Below are 15264 nucleotides of genomic sequence, written 5' to 3' on the forward strand. Positions count from 1 at the left end.
GGCAGCCGTCGGGGAAAGCCCGTCCCCTTTTTATGCGCCAAAATGCGCCGATCTTTTACTTTTGCCCACCGCTATTTGCAGAATCCTCTATAGGGTGATGCCAGCGAGGGTTTCGGTGACTCTTTTGTTCAAGACTGTCCCCGGCGACTAGTCATTTAAGAACGTCCCCAACGACTAGGTGTGGTTGCTGCCAAGGAGTGTCCCGGGGCGCCGGCACAAAGGGGACGTCCCTAACTGCCGGTTTTAGGCTGTCAGGTCGAGTTCGTAGAGGAAGCTTTCGCGCGGCATGTCGTGGCGGCGCTCTTCGCGGTTGGCGCGGTGCGTGGCCGTGCGCTTAAAGCCGTGCAGCTCGTAGAACTTCCACGAGCAGTTGGAGTCGGTATACAGGTGCGCTCTCGACGCTCCGCGCGAGGACAGGTACGAGACCGCGGCATCGAGCAGAACCGAGCCAACGCCCAGGCCGTGGACATCGCGATCCACGGCAAGCAACGTGACCTCGTTGTCATGCGGCAGCGGGCTGCTCTCGAGCAGGCGGTTGTTGGTCCGAATGGTGGCGCGCACAAACGAGAGATACTCGGCACAGGCATCGGGCTCCAGCTCACGCATCTGCGACAGCAATGCGCGTTCGGTATCCATCCAATGCTCCTTAACGGTGGCGCCGCTGCTTTGCCCCGCACGTGCGAGTGCAATGCCGCGCGCCTGGCCGTCGATTACGGCGACCTGCGAAAACGTCGAGGAAGAAAGGCAATAGGCAAGATCGCACGCGGCCTCAAGGCGGTTGTACTCTTCGTTATCCGAATTGTTATGCCAAAGCTGCTGCAAGATCAGCGCGATGGCGTCGAAGTCTTCGGTATCAAACGGTCGGTAGAGAACCCGCGAGACCATAGTGCCTCTTTCTATTGCGGATGCATATCGAGCACAGTTCTACCACGCCATTGGCATCTAATTATGGTGCCCCTGTGTTCCATCAACTCACCGTGCCCAGTGGCGCTCCTGCAACCCCCGCTCGCAAGCTTTTTCTGCACATGCGCCCGTTACGGGGTGCATCGATGCGCTCGATGCGCTACATTGAATCAGTATTTTCAATGCCGCTGCGCGAGCGCTGCAGATCGACGTATCACCGACTCACAGAGCACGGCGGCGTACCAGACAGGAGGACTGCATGGGATCTGATGTGAAGATCGCACGCGCGTTGATCTCGGTTACCGATAAGACGGGCGTCGTCGATTTCGCACGGACGCTGGTTGACGACTTTGGCGTCGAGATCATCTCTACGGGCGGCACGGCTCGTGCCATCGAGGACGCGGGCGTTCCCGTAACCCCCATCGAGGAGTTCACGGGCTATCCCGAGATGATGGACGGCCGCGTCAAGACGCTGCACCCCAAGGTTCACGGCGCGCTGCTGGCTCGCCGCGATTCCGAGCAGCACATGCAGGAGGCAGCTCAGCACGGCATTAAGCTGATCGACCTGGTCGTCGTCAACCTGTACGAGTTCGAGAAGACCGTCGCCAACCCCGAGGTCACCTTCGCGGATGCCATCGAGCACATCGATATCGGTGGCCCCTCCATGCTTCGCTCTGCCGCCAAGAACGCCGCGAGCGTTACCGTCATCTCCGACCCGGCCGACTATGATGCCGTCCTGGCCGAGATGCGCGAGACCGGTGGCTGCACCACGCTTTCCACCCGTCGTCGCCTGCAGGTGAAGGTCTACCAGACCACCGCCGCCTACGACACGGCTATCTCCCGTTGGCTTGCTGCCCAGGCAAGCGACGTGGCGGACACCTCTGCCAAACTCGAGGTCTCGCTGGAGAAGGTCGACGACCTGCGCTATGGCGAGAATCCTCAGCAGAAGGCTACGGTCTACCGCTTTGCCGATGGCTGCGAGAACTCCGCGAGCTCGCAGTTCCCGCTCGTGGGCTCCGAGCAGATTCAGGGCAAGCCGCTCAGCTACAACAACTATTTGGACGCCGATGCCGCTTGGAACCTGGTTCGCGAGTTCGACGAGCCTGCCTGCGTGATCCTCAAGCATCAGAACCCCTGCGGCTCCGCCGTTGCCGAGGACATCACGGCTGCCTACGACCGCGCCTTTGCCTGCGATCCCAAGAGCGCTTTCGGCGGCATCATCGCCTGCAACTGCGAGGTTCCCTTTGAGCTGGTTGAGCACTTTGCCGATCAGAACAAGCAGTTCGTCGAGGTCATCATCGCCCCGAGCTACACCGCCGAGGCGCTCGAGCGCATGGCCAAGCGCCCCAACCTGCGCGTGCTGGCTACCGGCGGCGTGGACCACGGCGCCAAGGTGGAGTTGCGCTCCATCGACGGCGGCATGCTGGTGCAGGAGGTCGACCACGTGATCGAGGATCCCGCGACCTTTACGTTCCCCACCGACCGCAAGCCCACCGATGCCGAGATGGCCGAGCTTGAGTTTGCCTGGAAGGTCTGCAAGGGCGTCAAGTCCAACGCCATCCTGGTCTCCAAGGGTAAGGCCGGCATTGGCATGGGCCCGGGCCAGCCCAACCGCGTTGACTCCGCACTGCTTGCCTGCGAGCGCGCCGAGGACTTCTGCGAGCGCGAGGGCGTGGAGAAGGGCGGCTTTGCCTGCGCAAGCGACGCGTTCTTCCCGTTCCGCGACAACGTCGACGTGCTTGCTGAGCACGGCGTGACCTGCATCATCCAGCCCGGCGGCTCCAAGCGCGACGACGAGAGCATCCAGGCTTGCAACGAGCATGGCATCGCAATGGTCTTCACGGGCGCCCGCCACTTCCGCCACTAATGATCGTTACGCGGTTTTACCAAACCGCGTAACTGCTCGACGCTGCGCCGGCCCCAAGCACCTCATCTCGCCGCTCAAACCGTCGCTCGCGTACAGAAGTACGCGTCGCTCCTCTTTTGCGGCGACCTGAGGCACTTGGGTCCGGCTCGCTGGCTTATGCTCCACCAGCGGTATTGGCTCGCCCCGAACTAAAGCTATCTATTGCCGCCTGTGCCGGTTGGTGCAGGCGGCTTTTTTGGGTATAACGGTGCGGTGTATGTTTTTGAGAAAGGTTGGATATGGCCGTTGTGGATGATGCCGAGCTGTTTGGCAATGCCGAGGACCAGCGTGCGTACGAGGACTTTTGCGCCAATCAGGAGGCGGTCGAGAAGTTTACGCTCGACAAGCCCGCGCTTGTCTGCCGTTGGCGCATGTCCAACAAAAAGGTGCCCATGCTCAACCGTCACATTCGTGCGCTGTCCGAGCGCCTGGTGCAGGGCGAGCCGCTCACCCATAATATGCTCAGCTGGGCCAAGCAGCACGTTGAGTGGTCGCTTGCCGAGGGCGATTACACCGCGCGCGACGGCGTGCTCATGCTGGTGATCGACGTTAACGGCAATGCCGCCATGACGGTGGGGGAGTACGAGCCGCTGGCCGATACTTCGGCCAAGGCGCTGCGTGCCCGCTCCGCCGAGGCCCGCTCCGAGGCCGACGAAACCGGCGTGGCACCCGAGCTGCTCGCCGCCGTCAACAACGGCGAGCTGGCCTTTGTGGCACCGGCGGACGAGTGCCTGTGTGGCACGGCGACGCTTATCGAGCAGCTGGCTCAGACCAAGGGCATCCCGGTCACGCGCGTGGACATTCCCGCGCAGCTCAAGGGCGCGCTGTTCCTGGTGAGTGACGAGCACGGCGTGGTCCCTGCCGCCGAGACGGACGCCGTCGAGTCCGACGCCGCTACGGTTGCCTTCTTTGCCGAAGGCTACGAAAAGCTCCGTGCCTGCCGCTTCTAACCTCAAGGCGGGGTGGGCTTACTGAAGCGAGCGAGCGCGTTCGATGGCGTAGGCGAGCGACAGCTGCTCCATCTCCGGGGCGCATTTGTAGCTCAGTCCGGTGAGAGCTGTCACCTTATCGAGGCGATATCGAATCGTGTTCGGGTGCTGGCTCGTCTGCTTGGCGGTTCGCTCGATACGTCGGTCGTTCTCGATGAATGCGGCGAGCGTGGATTCCAGTTCGCTGCCATGCTCGCTGTCGTGCTCGCGTATCGGCGAGAGAATCGCCTCCGAGAACGATCGCATCTCCGGGGTTTCCGCAAAAGGCATCACGGTTTTCAGGATGCCGAGCTGCGTATAGCGGACGGGACCCTCGGCTCGTTGACAAGATAGGCGCTGTGCGTAAATCGCCTGTGAGATCGCCTGCGCCACCGCCTCGTCTCCAAACAGAATATCGCTGATGCCGAGCCCTTCCGCTCCGCCATCGATACCGCTAACCTCGATGAGCTCCGTGAGCGCCTGCGCGATTCGCTCCACATCGAGCGTCTGCTCCGAGTCGCTTGTCGCTACGAATAGCAGACCTCCGTCATAGGGTGCCAGCATGTTGTGGCATTCGGCGAGGGTCGATTTTGAACAGAGACGTTCGATTTGCAAAAACGTACGCGGGTCGAGGGGCTCTGCAAACGATGCGAACAGGGCGACCGCTTCGTCCAGAAAGGCATATTCAGCGAGTCGGTGGCGGAGTTGATTCTGGGTAACGCTTCCGTGATCCTTGAGCGCAGCCGTCGCATCGTCCGTCAGAACCTTGCTGTTCTGGAAAAGTGGGTCGAGAGCGAGCCGCACCTGTCGTTCGTCAAGCCCGAGGCGGGTAGCACCGCACTTGTGTATTACGACTACGATATCGACTCCAGGACGTTCTGCACCGACATGATTAAGAAGTCCGGCGCGCTCGTCACCCCGGGCGATTGCTTCGAGGAGCCCAAGAGCATGCGTATCGGCTATGCATACTCCGATAACACCGACGACCTGCAGAAGGGCCTGGATGCCATCTCTGCGTACATGCGTACACTCGAGTAGAGGCTCAAGGTCGAAGTGATGGGGCCGATCGGTTTAGGACCGGTCGGCCCCTATTTTCTCTCAAGGCTACCGAACGCTTTTGTCACATTAGGTGCCCACGGGGTCGTATCGCTGCGACGCCGTGGGCATAATGGTGTGGAAAGTGCAAGTTGCGCGAAATGGGAGGACACATGGCGCTGATCTATGTCGTTGAGGACGACGAGCGCATTCGTCGTGAGCTTGTCGACATCCTTGCCCGCGCCGGGTTTGAAATCGAGGCCTGCGAATCGTTTGAGCATGTCTCGCGCGATATCCTTGCCGCCGCGCCCGACCTGGTGTTGCTTGACCTCACGCTTCCCGTCAAGGACGGCCAACATATCTGCCACGAGGTTCGCCACGAATCCGAGGTTCCTATCATCGTCCTCACGTCGCGCACGACCGAGATCGACGAGGTCATGGCCATGACGCTTGGCGCGGACGACTTTGTTCCCAAGCCTTACAGCGCCCGTGTGCTCGTGGCGCACATCAATGCGTTGCTGCGCCGCACCGCGGCGGCGGGCGATCGCAGCACGCTCGTCCACAAGGGGCTGGAGCTCGACCTCGCCCGCTCCATGGTCACCAATACGGCAACCGGCGACAGTACCGAGCTCACCAAAAACGAGCTGCGTATCCTCTCGCTGCTCTTGGGCCGCGCGGGCAAGATTGTCTCGCGCTCGGCTATCATGCAGGACCTGTGGGACTCCGACGCCTTCGTGGACGACAATACGCTCACCGTCAATATCAACCGCCTGCGCACCACGCTCGAAAAAATCGGCATCAAGGGGTATTTGACGACGCATCGCGGCCAAGGCTATTCGGTCTAGGAGCCGGTTATGTCGTTTGCCAAGTTCTTTAAAGATGCACTGCTTCCCATTGCCGTGTGGACCTGCGGCGTGCTGCTGAGCTGTTTTGTACTGACGGTCGCCGGCGCCCCGGCATCCATCGTGGTCGTGGCGGTCGGTGTGTCCTTTATCTTTGGCATGCTGGGCATCGTGATCGAGTACGTGCGCCGTCGTCGTTTTCTGTGCCAGCTGGAGCGCGCGGCAGAGGAGCTGGGGAGCCCCGCTTGGGTGCAGGAGATGGTGCAATGCCCGACCTATGCCGAGGGCGAGCTCGAATATGAGGTCTTGCGCCGGGTGGGCAAAGCCGCTTGCGACGAGGTGGCGGAAGGCCGGCGCCAGACCGATGACTACCGCGACTATATCGAGAGCTGGGTCCACGAGGCCAAGCTGCCCCTGGCGGCGGCTCATCTGATTTTAGAAAACCTGGACGGCAGCGAAGACGACCTGTCGCGCGTGGATGACCTGGGTCGCGAGCTAGCTCGCGTGGAGCGCTATATCGATCAGGCGCTGTACTATGCGCGCTCGGAAGTCGTAGAGCGCGACTACCTGATTCGCCGCTGGGGTCTCAAGAGCTTGGTGACGGGCGCGATTAAAGCCAACGCGCGCGAGCTCATCGCGGCGCACGTGGCTCCGGTGTGCGAGAACCTCGACTTTGAGGTGTTCACCGACGAGAAATGGCTCGAGTTTATTCTGGGCCAGCTCATTCAGAACAGCATTAAATATGCGCGTGAGGACGGCGCGAAGATTGTGTTTTCGGGTGCGTTGCTGGACGAGGGCCTGGCAAGCGAGCGCATCGAGCTTACCGTCGCGGACAACGGCTGCGGCGTGAGCGCGGCTGACCTGCCGCGCGTGTTCGAGAAGGGCTTTACCGGCGATAACGGCCGCACCACCAAGCGCGCAACGGGCATCGGCCTCTACCTGGTGGCGCGCCTGTGTTCCAAGATGGGCATCGACGTCACCGCGGCATCGGAGCCGGGCGAAGGCTTTGTCGTAACATTCGCTTTCTCGACCAACAAGTTCCAATACTTCGAGTAGTGCACGCGGCAGACGTCAGCCCAAACAAAAACGTGCCGCCCCGAACAAAACGCGCCGCCCCGTTTGGGGCGGCACGCCATCTCTCTATTCAGCTAACTCGCTGAAGTACGGTGACGAAGGCGCAAGGCCGGGAGGGGTTATCTAAGCCGACATCCCGCAGCCGCGAAGCGGCGAGGACGTCGGCGTGATAACCCCGCAGGCCTTGCGCCGGCGGGAAGGAACCTACTTCACGACCAAGATGTCGCAGTCGGTGTTGCGCAGCAGGAATGTCGAAATCGAACCCAGGAGCGCATACTTGATCGAGGAAAGGCCACGAGCGCCGCAGAGCACCAGATCGGGCTTGACCACGTCGAGCATCTCGTCCTTGAGCGTCTCGCGAATACGGCCGGCGCGAATCATGACTTCGACCTCGGGAATGTTGGGATTAGCCTTGGCCTCTTCGAGCTGCTTGGCAATGGAGTTCTTAAAGGCCTCCTCCAGGCCGTTGACCAGGTCGACCGGATAGGAACCGGCGCTCTCGAGCGCCGTGGAATCGATGACGTGACCGATGATCAGCTTGGCGCCATTGTTTGCGGCGACCTTGATAGCGCGTGTGAGCACAAAATCCTGCTGCTCAGTACCGTCGAGTGAAACAAATACCTTGGTATAGCCCTCGTTCATGGTTTCCTCCTTGGTCTATCGCACGGGCGCGGGGCTCGCGCATCGGGCGACGTGTTGGCCGCCGGACACTTTAGCTTGTTGCAGTTATACCCAAGGATTTCGGTTTGACCGCTCGCAATTCTGTGAACGGGCGAGATTTTTGGTAAGGGTGGGCGCGGCCGCGGCCGAACGGTTGATAATGGGACATCGCCCGCAACCGTCCGCAGAACAACTATCGGCGGGTGACAAACGAGGGGGTCCCTTTGGATATCATCGAGCTTCTAAAATCTGCCTTCATGGGCCTGGTCGAGGGCATCACCGAATGGCTGCCCGTTTCGTCGACGGGCCACATGATCTTGGTGGACGAGTTCGTCAAGATGAATGTGAGCGAGACATTCTGGAATATGTTCCTGGTCGTGATTCAGCTTGGCGCCATTTTGGCCGTCTGCGTTCTGTTCTTCTACGACTTAAATCCGTTCTCGCCCAGCAAGGGCAAGGAGGGTCGTCGCGACACCTGGGTGCTGTGGGGCAAGATTGTGCTTGGCTGTATTCCCGCCGCGGCGATCGGTCTGCCGCTCAACGACTGGATGGAGGAGCATTTCTATAACGCTCCCGTCGTGGCGCTGGCACTCATCGTGTACGGCGTGTTGTTTATCGTGATTGAGAACTGGCGTGCGAGTAAGCGCGAGAATGCCGCTCTTGCCGATTCGTTTGGTTCGCGTGCTGTGGTGGCGGGCGGGCGTTCCGCCGGTGCACACTTCGCGGCGCCTGCGGCGGATATTGCCGAAGACAATGACAATGACGAGGATTTGGATTTTGGATCCATCGCCACGCTCGAGGACCTGAGCTGGAAGACCGCATTGGGTATCGGTTGCTTCCAGGTGCTTTCGCTGATTCCGGGCACATCACGCTCCGGCTCTACCATTATCGGCGGCCTGCTGCTGGGCTGCACGCGCTCGGTGGCGTCCAAGTTCACGTTTTTCCTGGCCATTCCCGTTATGTTTGGCGCGAGCGCGCTCAAGCTGGTCAAGTACTTCGTTAAGGGCGGTACGTTTGGCACCAACGAGATTGCCATTCTGGGCGTGGGCTGCGTCGTGGCCTTTGTGGTTTCGCTTATTGCCATCAAGTGGCTCATGGGCTTCGTTCGCCGTCACGACTTTAAGTGCTTTGGCGTCTACCGCATTATTCTGGGCATCGTGGTGCTCGCGTACTTCTTTGTTCTGGAGCCTATGCTCGGCCTGTAACTTAGTCGACGCTGCGCGGCGGCCAGGGCGACAACTTGTCATTCAAAGGGGGCGGCATGACCATAAGGTCTATGCCGCCCCCTTTTCATGCCAATTTGTTCGCCCTGGCTGCCGCTCGCTGCTGCTGTCACGACATCGGCGGTTTCGTGATTGTCAATAGATTGGTGCAAAGTAACCTGACCCCATTGCGCCAAATCCGCTGGGGTGGCCCAGAGCGCGGCGCACGGAGTCGTGGTGTGATTTGCATCGGTGTCCGCGCGGCTCGGTATACTGGTACGGCTCAAACTATGGCGCCGCCCGCAGGCGCGCCGTCCGTCAGATGAGGAGTCGCCCATGACCCAGCCCTTGCCCTGGGAAAAGAACGCCGCAGTACCCGTGCCGCCCGCGCCGGAACCCGTGCCGCTCGATGCATACACCGCCCCCGCTGCGCCGGAGCCCGAGCTCGTTCCGCTCGACATCTACGACGCTCCCGCGCCGGCACCCAAGCCCGTCAAGCCGCTCGTCGACATCGACAGCCTTAATCCCGCCCAGCGCGAGGCCGTCCTGACCACCGAGGGCCCGTTGCTGGTCCTCGCCGGCGCAGGCTCGGGCAAGACCCGCGTCCTGACCTTCCGCATCGCGCATATGCTCGGCGACCTGGGTGTTAAGCCTTGGCAGGTTCTTGCCATCACGTTTACCAACAAAGCCGCGGCCGAGATGCGCGAGCGTCTGACGGCGCTCATTCCCAGCGGTACCCGCGGCATGTGGGTGTGCACCTTCCACGCCATGTGCGTGCGCATGCTGCGCGAGGACGCCGACCTGCTGGGTTACACCGGTCAATTCACCATCTACGATGACGATGACTCAAAGCGCATGGTGCGTGACATTATGCAGGCGCTCGGCATCGAGCAAAAGCAGTTCCCCATCAACATGATTCGCAGCAAGATCAGTTCGGCCAAAAACGCCATGATCGGCCCCGAGGACATGCTCAAATCCGCCGATAGCCCCAACGATAAAAAGGCCGCGCAGGTCTACCTGGAGCTGGAGCGCCGCCTGCGCGCCGCCAACGCGATGGACTTCGACGATTTGCTCGTGCGCACACTCGAACTGCTGCGCACCCGCCCCGAGGTGCTCGACAAGTACCAGGAGCGCTTCCGCTACATTAGCGTCGACGAGTATCAGGACACCAACCACGTCCAGTACGAAATCGCCAACCTTCTGGCCGCCAAGTACCAAAACCTCATGGTTGTGGGCGACGATGACCAGTCCATTTACAGCTGGCGTGGCGCCGACATCACCAACATCTTGGACTTTGAGCAGGACTTTAAAAACTGCAAGACCGTTAAGCTCGAGCAGAACTACCGCTCTACGGGCCATATCCTAAACGCCGCCAACGCCGTGGTGCGCCACAACTCGCAGCGCAAGGACAAGCGCCTGTTTACGGCTGAGGGCGATGGCGAGAAGATTCAGGCCTTCCAGGCGAGCGACGAGCGCGACGAGGGCCGCTGGATTGCCGGTGAGATCGAGAAACTGCATGCCAAAGGCACGAGCTACGACGACATCGCCGTGTTTTATCGCACCAACGCCCAGTCGCGTATTCTCGAAGATATGTTTCTGCGCGCGGGCGTGCCCTACAAGATTGTGGGCGGCACTCGATTCTTCGACCGTGCCGAGATTCGCGACGTCATGGCCTACCTCAAGATGATCGTGAACCCGGCCGACGAGATGAGTGTCAAGCGCGTCATCAACACACCGCGCCGCGGCATTGGCTCCACCTCAATCCAAAAGATCGAGCAGCTGGCACGCGACAACCGTTGCTCGTTCTTCCAGGCTTGTGAGATCGCGTGCGCCGAAACCGGCATGTTTAGTGCCAAGGTGCGCAACGGCCTGTCGAGCTTTGTCTCACTGGTGCGCGAGGGCCGCCGCATGGACGGCGAGCTCAAGGATGTTGTCGAGATGATCGTCGATAAGACGGGCCTGCTGCAGGCGTTTCGCGCCGAGGGCACCATGGAGTCCGAGAGCCGCGCCGAGAACATCCAGGAATTTCTGGGCGTTGCCGCCGAATTTGAGGAGACGCACGAGGATATCGAGGGTACGCTCGAGAGCCTAGAAGAGCTGCGCGCAGCCGGTGTTGCCGACGTGCCTGCCGGCGCCGAGCCCGAGCCCGTCGTGGTGAGCGCGCCTGCGCCCGAACCGGGGCCATCTGTCCCGGCATCCTCGTTTGAGGCGCTCGTCGGCGCCCGTGACGCCGTGGGCTCCAATCCGCTCGATGGCTTGGCCGCTCCGGCGCTGTCTCCGCAGGATGCCCTGGCCGCCGCCATCGCAGGCAACGCGTATGCCACGCCGACGGAGCTGCCGGCGGGTGCCGTGCATGCCGGCGAGATCGAGCGTACCTACGGTCCGCTCACCTGTAAGGCGCTGCCGGCACTCATGGAGTGGCTGGCCTTGCGCTCCGACTTGGATTCCCTGGCCGGCGAGACGCATGCCATTACCATGATGACTATCCACTCCGCCAAGGGCCTGGAGTTTCCGGCGGTGTTTGTGGCCGGCATGGAGGAGGGTATCTTTCCGCACGTGCACGACTTTGGCGGCAGCGATGATCCGGGCAAGCTCGAGGAGGAGCGTCGCCTGGCCTACGTCGCCATCACGCGTGCCCGCAAGCGCCTGTTCTTGACCTATGCGGCCACGCGTCGCACCTACGGTTCGACCTCCGCCAACCCGCGTTCGCGCTTTCTCAACGAGATTCCGTTTGAGGATATCGAGTTTAGCGGTATCGGTTCTGCCGGTTTTGAGGGCACGGGCTGGGAGAAGCGCGGCGACCGTCGCGGCACCTTTGGCTCGGGCATGGGTTCGGATATGTATGGCGGCAAGGTGTTTGGTTCGCATACGCGCTCGACCGGCGGTTCCGGTTCGCGCGGCGGATCGAGCTTCGACGATTTCTTTGGCGGCAGCAGCTACGGGACCGAGCGCCATCGTGGGGTCTCGCCCGACGCCGGTCGCGTTGCCTCGACCTTTGGCTCGGGCGCACCGCGAGCCAAAAAGCCGTCGTCCAAGGTGTCCCCGACAGTGGAGCGCAAGGTCGATCGCGCCAGCGCGTCGCAGGACTTTGCCGCGGGCGATACCGTGAGTCATAAGACCTTTGGCACGGGCACCGTGATCTCGGTCGCTGGAGACATGATCGAGGTCCAATTCGAAAAGACCGGCCAGACCAAAAAGCTTATGAAGGGCTTTGCGCCGATCGTTAAGCTGAATGCCTAACTGCGAGGTTGGCCGGGCGCGCCGGGGGCTTTGGTCGCCTGCTCGGACAGTCCTGCTCGCACGGAGAGCACATTAAGTGCTCTCCGGCTCGTGCGGAACTCGCGATCGACCAAAGCCCCCGGCGCGCCCTCTTCCTTGTGGCGTTTTGGCCTGCAGCTTGCGAACGTCGCTCTGCTCGTTCGTTTTTTGATCTGGAGAGCCGGGTGGGCTGATAGATAGATACGAGTAGGGGCTCTTCCGTACATGGTCGGGAGAGCCCCTTGTTGCGTTTTGGTTGTTGGCGCGACCTAGAGGTGGCTGATAATCAGTTCCATCTGGCCTTCGAGGTCAATGGAGCTGACGGCGCTGGGTGCCAGCAGGTGACTTCCCTTGTGGACGGGGTCGCCGCAGACGGAGCCTTTGCCGTCGATGACTGACAGGCACATGAAGGGCCAGCGCTGCTCCAAGGTCTTGCTGCCGTCGACGCGCACGCGATCGACGGTGTAGCAGGAGTTAGACTCGAGCTCGGTTACGCCGTTCACCTCGGGCGCGGTTATCGTGCCGTCGGTCGGAGCCTGAGCGTCAAAATCGATGCAGTCGAGGCTCTGCTCAATGTGCAGCGGACGCAGCTTGCCATCGGTGCCGGGACGGTCGTAGTCGTACAGGCGATACGTCACGTCGCTTGACTGCTGCGTCTCCAAAATGAGCGTGCCGGTCTTGATGGCATGCACGGTACCGGAATCAATCTGGAAAAAGTCGCCCTTGTGGATCGGCAGTACGTTGAGCATGTCGTCCCAGCGGCCGTCCTCGATCATCTGCGCGGCCTCGGCGCGGTCATGCGCGCGCTGGCCGACGATGATTGTGGCGCCGGGCTCGCAGTCCAGCACATACCAGCACTCGGTTTTGCCCAGGCTGCCGTCCTCGTGCTTGGCAGCGTACTCGTCGTTGGGATGAATCTGGATCGAAAGGTCGTCCTTGGCGTCCAGAATCTTAACGAGCAGCGGGAACTCCTTGCCCTCGCACCTGCCAAAGAGCTCGCGGTGCTCGGCCCACAGCCACGACAGCGTGTGGCCTGCATACGGGCCTTCCGCAATCTGGCAGTCGCCGTTGGGGTGGGCCGAGATGGCCCAACACTCACCGATGGGTCCATCGGGAATGTCGTAGCCAAATACGGTTTCGAGCTGGCGGCCGCCCCAGATCTTCTCGTGGAAGATCGGCGTGAGTTTAATCAAATCGGACATATTCATACCCCATTGTGTTGCGCGGGCGTTGCACAAACAGCTCAAAACGAGCGCCCGCATGACTACAAAAACCTATGCCAACGTTACGTTGTGCAACTCAAAGCGGTCGCCAACGTTGCGCGAGACCGAATACTCAAAGGCCGCGCCGCTGTCCAAAAAGCCAATCTGGTTGAGCTCGAGCAGGGGAGAGCCAGGTTTGGTGTCCAGGCGCTCGGCTTCTTCCTCGGTTGCTGCCACGGCGCGAATGGTACGGTGGAAGCTCGAGATCTTCAGCCCACATTGCTCGCGGACAAAGCGGTAGACCGATCCGTACAGGTCCTTCTTTTTAAGGCCCGGAATCAGCTCGAGGGGCATGTAGGTGTACTCGATAACGATGGGCTTCTCATCGGCCTGACGCACGCGCACGATGTGATAGGCAAAGTCATCCTCGGCAATTCCCAGCTGGGCTGCGATGTCCGCTGGTGGATTAACAATCGAGAAATCGTAGACCACCGAGGTCACCTTCTCCCCGCGGTGCTCATACGAAAAGCCCTGGGCACGGTCGTTTTTGCCCTGGAAAAACGCTTGGCCGGGAAGTCCCGCCGTGTCCTTAACGTAGGTACCCGATCCGCGTCGGCTGGTAACAAGACCTTCCTCGGTGATTTGCTCGATAGCTCGTTTGACGGTGATTTTGGAAACGCTATAGAGCTCGCAGAACTCAACGACGGTGGGAAGCTTGTCGCCTGGTTTAAGAGCGCCATCCTCAATACTTCGACGAATATCTGCAGCTATCGCCTCGTATTTGGGAATCATGGAACCTCCTTTCCGACTTGATTGAGTATAAAAGAAAGTATACTCAACACCTAAGTATCCCTATTGAGTCATTGAAAAGTTCGATAGATGTATTACTAAAAGTCGCTTTGCTCTAAAAATAAAAGCGCTCTAAATAAATATACATTCGAATAATGTCGTGTTGAGAAATCTAATCGGTCCGAGGACGGGGCCGAACCGATTTAGCACCCAGCGAACCGAATCCTCTATTCTGCATTTCCCCAGATAAAACCTACCAAAACAAACCTGTCCCTTTTTGGTAGGTTTTTGCCTTGGGAGCGGTACCATACAGACAATGTTTAAACGAGAAAGGCGGGCCCCTATGGAACCTAAGCAGTACTACATCGGCATCGACGTCGGCGGCACTTCGGTTAAGGGGGGCCTGTTCGACGGGGATGGCAACCTGCTTGCGAAGGTCAGCGTGCCCACGCCTCCCATCGTTGACGCTGCGGGCTTTGCCGCGGTGACCGAGGCTATCGACCAGGTGGTCGCCAAGGCACAGATTCCGCGCGCCTTTGTGGCGGGCATTGGCCTTGCTGTTCCGTGCCCCATTCCGGCAGCGGGCGATGCCAAGGTCAAGGCCAACATTGCCATTAACCTGCCCGACTTGAAGATCGCCATTCAGGAGCACTGCCCCGATGCGGTCGTTAAGTACGAGAACGATGCCAACGCCGCTGCCATGGGCGAGGCTTGGCTCGGTTCTGCCAAGGACGTGCAGAATGTGGTGATGGTCACCATCGGTACCGGCGTGGGCGGCGGCGTTATCGTCAACGGCGATGTGGTGTCGGGTGTTGTGGGCGCCGGCGGCGAGATTGGCCATATGTGCCTGAATCCGGCTGAGGAGCGCACTTGCGGCTGCGGCGGCCATGGCCACCTGGAGCAGTATTCCAGCGCCACCGGCGTGGTGAGCAACTACCTTGCCGAGTGCAAGAAGGCGGGCGTCGAGCCCATCGAGCTCACCGGCCCCTCCGATTCCAAGGACGTGTTCCAAGCCTGCCGCGAGGGTGATAAGCTCGCGCTGGCCGCGGCCGATACCATGGCCGACTATCTCGGCCGCGCCCTGGCGCTTATTGCCAACGTGGTCGATCCCGAGATGTTCCTGATCGGCGGCGGCGCCTCCGCCTCGGCCGATGTCTACCTCGATAAGGTTCGCGAGTACTTCCAGCGCTACGCGCTTTCCGCTTCGCGCGAGACGCCCATTAAGGTTGCCTCGCTCGGAAACGACGCCGGCATCATCGGTTCTGCCTACGTAGCCCTGCGCGCTGCCGGTAAATAGCTGGTGCAAGGGGGCCAGGTTACTTTGCACCAACATGGTGCAAAAGGGACAGCCTTGGCCCCCATACCTGCCACAAAATATGCCGTGGCCCTTCCGTCCCCAAAGGCCAGCTGCCAGCGTGCTACCAT

General features: G+C 60.7%; 13 protein-coding genes. 8 read left to right on the forward strand and 5 right to left on the reverse strand.

Annotation, left to right across the window (positions count from 1 at the left end):
- Positions 1–243: 243 nt before the first annotated feature.
- A complete protein-coding gene (locus tag FYJ40_RS00275; RefSeq protein ID WP_154515062.1) occupies positions 244–885 on the reverse strand; it encodes a GNAT family N-acetyltransferase in 642 nt (213 codons plus the stop codon).
- Between the two features lie 277 nt (positions 886–1162).
- Here FYJ40_RS00275 and purH point away from each other — a divergent pair, with 277 nt between their 5' ends.
- A complete protein-coding gene (gene purH / locus FYJ40_RS00280) occupies positions 1163–2770 on the forward strand; it encodes a bifunctional phosphoribosylaminoimidazolecarboxamide formyltransferase/IMP cyclohydrolase (protein ID WP_154515060.1) in 1608 nt (535 codons plus the stop codon).
- A 278-nt stretch (positions 2771–3048) separates the two neighbouring features.
- A complete protein-coding gene (locus FYJ40_RS00285; RefSeq protein ID WP_195838513.1) occupies positions 3049–3759 on the forward strand; it encodes a hypothetical protein in 711 nt (236 codons plus the stop codon).
- A gap of 18 nt (positions 3760–3777) precedes the next feature.
- On the opposite strand, the gene FYJ40_RS00290 is transcribed toward FYJ40_RS00285, so the two are convergent.
- Complete coding sequence (locus FYJ40_RS00290) at positions 3778–4341, reverse strand: CdaR family transcriptional regulator (protein ID WP_154515058.1); 564 nt, start codon at positions 4339–4341, stop codon at positions 3778–3780.
- A gap of 132 nt (positions 4342–4473) precedes the next feature.
- Here FYJ40_RS00290 and FYJ40_RS00295 point away from each other — a divergent pair, with 132 nt between their 5' ends.
- The 3 genes from FYJ40_RS00295 to FYJ40_RS00305 all read left to right on the forward strand — a co-directional run bounded on the left by FYJ40_RS00295 (position 4474) and on the right by FYJ40_RS00305 (position 6710).
- On the forward strand, positions 4474–4815 hold the full coding sequence (locus FYJ40_RS00295) for a hypothetical protein (protein ID WP_229770595.1): 342 nt from the start codon (positions 4474–4476) through the stop codon (positions 4813–4815).
- Positions 4816–4985: 170 nt separating this feature from the next.
- The gene (locus tag FYJ40_RS00300) at positions 4986–5657 is read left to right on the forward strand and encodes a response regulator transcription factor (RefSeq protein WP_154515056.1); all 672 of its coding nucleotides are present in this window, start codon (positions 4986–4988) and stop codon (positions 5655–5657) included.
- Between the two features lie 9 nt (positions 5658–5666).
- On the forward strand, positions 5667–6710 hold the full coding sequence (locus tag FYJ40_RS00305; protein WP_154515054.1) for a sensor histidine kinase: 1044 nt from the start codon (positions 5667–5669) through the stop codon (positions 6708–6710).
- 222 nt (positions 6711–6932) lie between these two features.
- Here the strand turns inward: FYJ40_RS00305 and FYJ40_RS00310 are convergent, their stop codons facing one another.
- Positions 6933–7370 (reverse strand): universal stress protein, encoded by a 438-nt coding sequence (locus FYJ40_RS00310; protein ID WP_154515052.1) that lies wholly within the window; start codon positions 7368–7370, stop codon positions 6933–6935.
- Positions 7371–7612: 242 nt separating this feature from the next.
- Here FYJ40_RS00310 and FYJ40_RS00315 point away from each other — a divergent pair, with 242 nt between their 5' ends.
- Positions 7613–8593: an undecaprenyl-diphosphate phosphatase gene (locus tag FYJ40_RS00315; protein ID WP_154515050.1), complete on the forward strand. Its 981-nt coding sequence runs from the start codon at positions 7613–7615 to the stop codon at positions 8591–8593.
- A 333-nt stretch (positions 8594–8926) separates the two neighbouring features.
- Positions 8927–11830 carry an ATP-dependent helicase gene (locus tag FYJ40_RS00320; RefSeq protein WP_154515048.1) on the forward strand — a complete coding sequence of 968 codons (2904 nt, stop codon included), beginning with the start codon at positions 8927–8929 and terminating at the stop codon, positions 11828–11830.
- A gap of 287 nt (positions 11831–12117) precedes the next feature.
- Here FYJ40_RS00320 and FYJ40_RS00325 read toward each other — a convergent pair whose 3' ends face one another.
- The gene (locus tag FYJ40_RS00325; protein WP_370450547.1) at positions 12118–13050 is read right to left on the reverse strand and encodes a type I phosphomannose isomerase catalytic subunit; all 933 of its coding nucleotides are present in this window, start codon (positions 13048–13050) and stop codon (positions 12118–12120) included.
- A 72-nt stretch (positions 13051–13122) separates the two neighbouring features.
- Positions 13123–13842 (reverse strand): GntR family transcriptional regulator, encoded by a 720-nt coding sequence (locus tag FYJ40_RS00330; protein ID WP_154515044.1) that lies wholly within the window; start codon positions 13840–13842, stop codon positions 13123–13125.
- 340 nt (positions 13843–14182) lie between these two features.
- On the opposite strand from FYJ40_RS00330, the gene FYJ40_RS00335 reads away from it, so the two are divergent.
- Positions 14183–15136 (forward strand): ROK family protein, encoded by a 954-nt coding sequence (locus FYJ40_RS00335; protein ID WP_229770596.1) that lies wholly within the window; start codon positions 14183–14185, stop codon positions 15134–15136.
- Positions 15137–15264: the final 128 nt, after the last annotated feature.

Source organism: Collinsella sp. WCA1-178-WT-3 (M1), assembly GCF_009696325.1.
Taxonomy (GTDB): Bacteria; Actinomycetota; Coriobacteriia; order Coriobacteriales; family Coriobacteriaceae; genus Collinsella.

Excerpts from the sequence above, each read along its gene's own strand:
- FYJ40_RS00310 (WP_154515052.1), bottom strand. The coding sequence starts at position 7,370 with ATGAACGAGGGCTATACCAAGGTATTTGTTTCACTCGACGGTACTGAG.
- FYJ40_RS00320 (WP_154515048.1), top strand. The coding sequence starts at position 8,927 with ATGACCCAGCCCTTGCCCTGGGAAAAGAACGCCGCAGTACCCGTGCCG.
- FYJ40_RS00285 (WP_195838513.1), top strand. The coding sequence starts at position 3,049 with ATGGCCGTTGTGGATGATGCCGAGCTGTTTGGCAATGCCGAGGACCAG.
- FYJ40_RS00300 (WP_154515056.1), top strand. The coding sequence starts at position 4,986 with ATGGCGCTGATCTATGTCGTTGAGGACGACGAGCGCATTCGTCGTGAG.
- FYJ40_RS00290 (WP_154515058.1), bottom strand. The coding sequence starts at position 4,341 with ATGCTGGCACCCTATGACGGAGGTCTGCTATTCGTAGCGACAAGCGAC.
- purH (WP_154515060.1), top strand. The coding sequence starts at position 1,163 with ATGGGATCTGATGTGAAGATCGCACGCGCGTTGATCTCGGTTACCGAT.
- FYJ40_RS00325 (WP_370450547.1), bottom strand. The coding sequence starts at position 13,050 with ATGTCCGATTTGATTAAACTCACGCCGATCTTCCACGAGAAGATCTGG.
- FYJ40_RS00305 (WP_154515054.1), top strand. The coding sequence starts at position 5,667 with ATGTCGTTTGCCAAGTTCTTTAAAGATGCACTGCTTCCCATTGCCGTG.
- FYJ40_RS00330 (WP_154515044.1), bottom strand. The coding sequence starts at position 13,842 with ATGATTCCCAAATACGAGGCGATAGCTGCAGATATTCGTCGAAGTATT.
- FYJ40_RS00275 (WP_154515062.1), bottom strand. The coding sequence starts at position 885 with ATGGTCTCGCGGGTTCTCTACCGACCGTTTGATACCGAAGACTTCGAC.
- FYJ40_RS00335 (WP_229770596.1), top strand. The coding sequence starts at position 14,183 with ATGGAACCTAAGCAGTACTACATCGGCATCGACGTCGGCGGCACTTCG.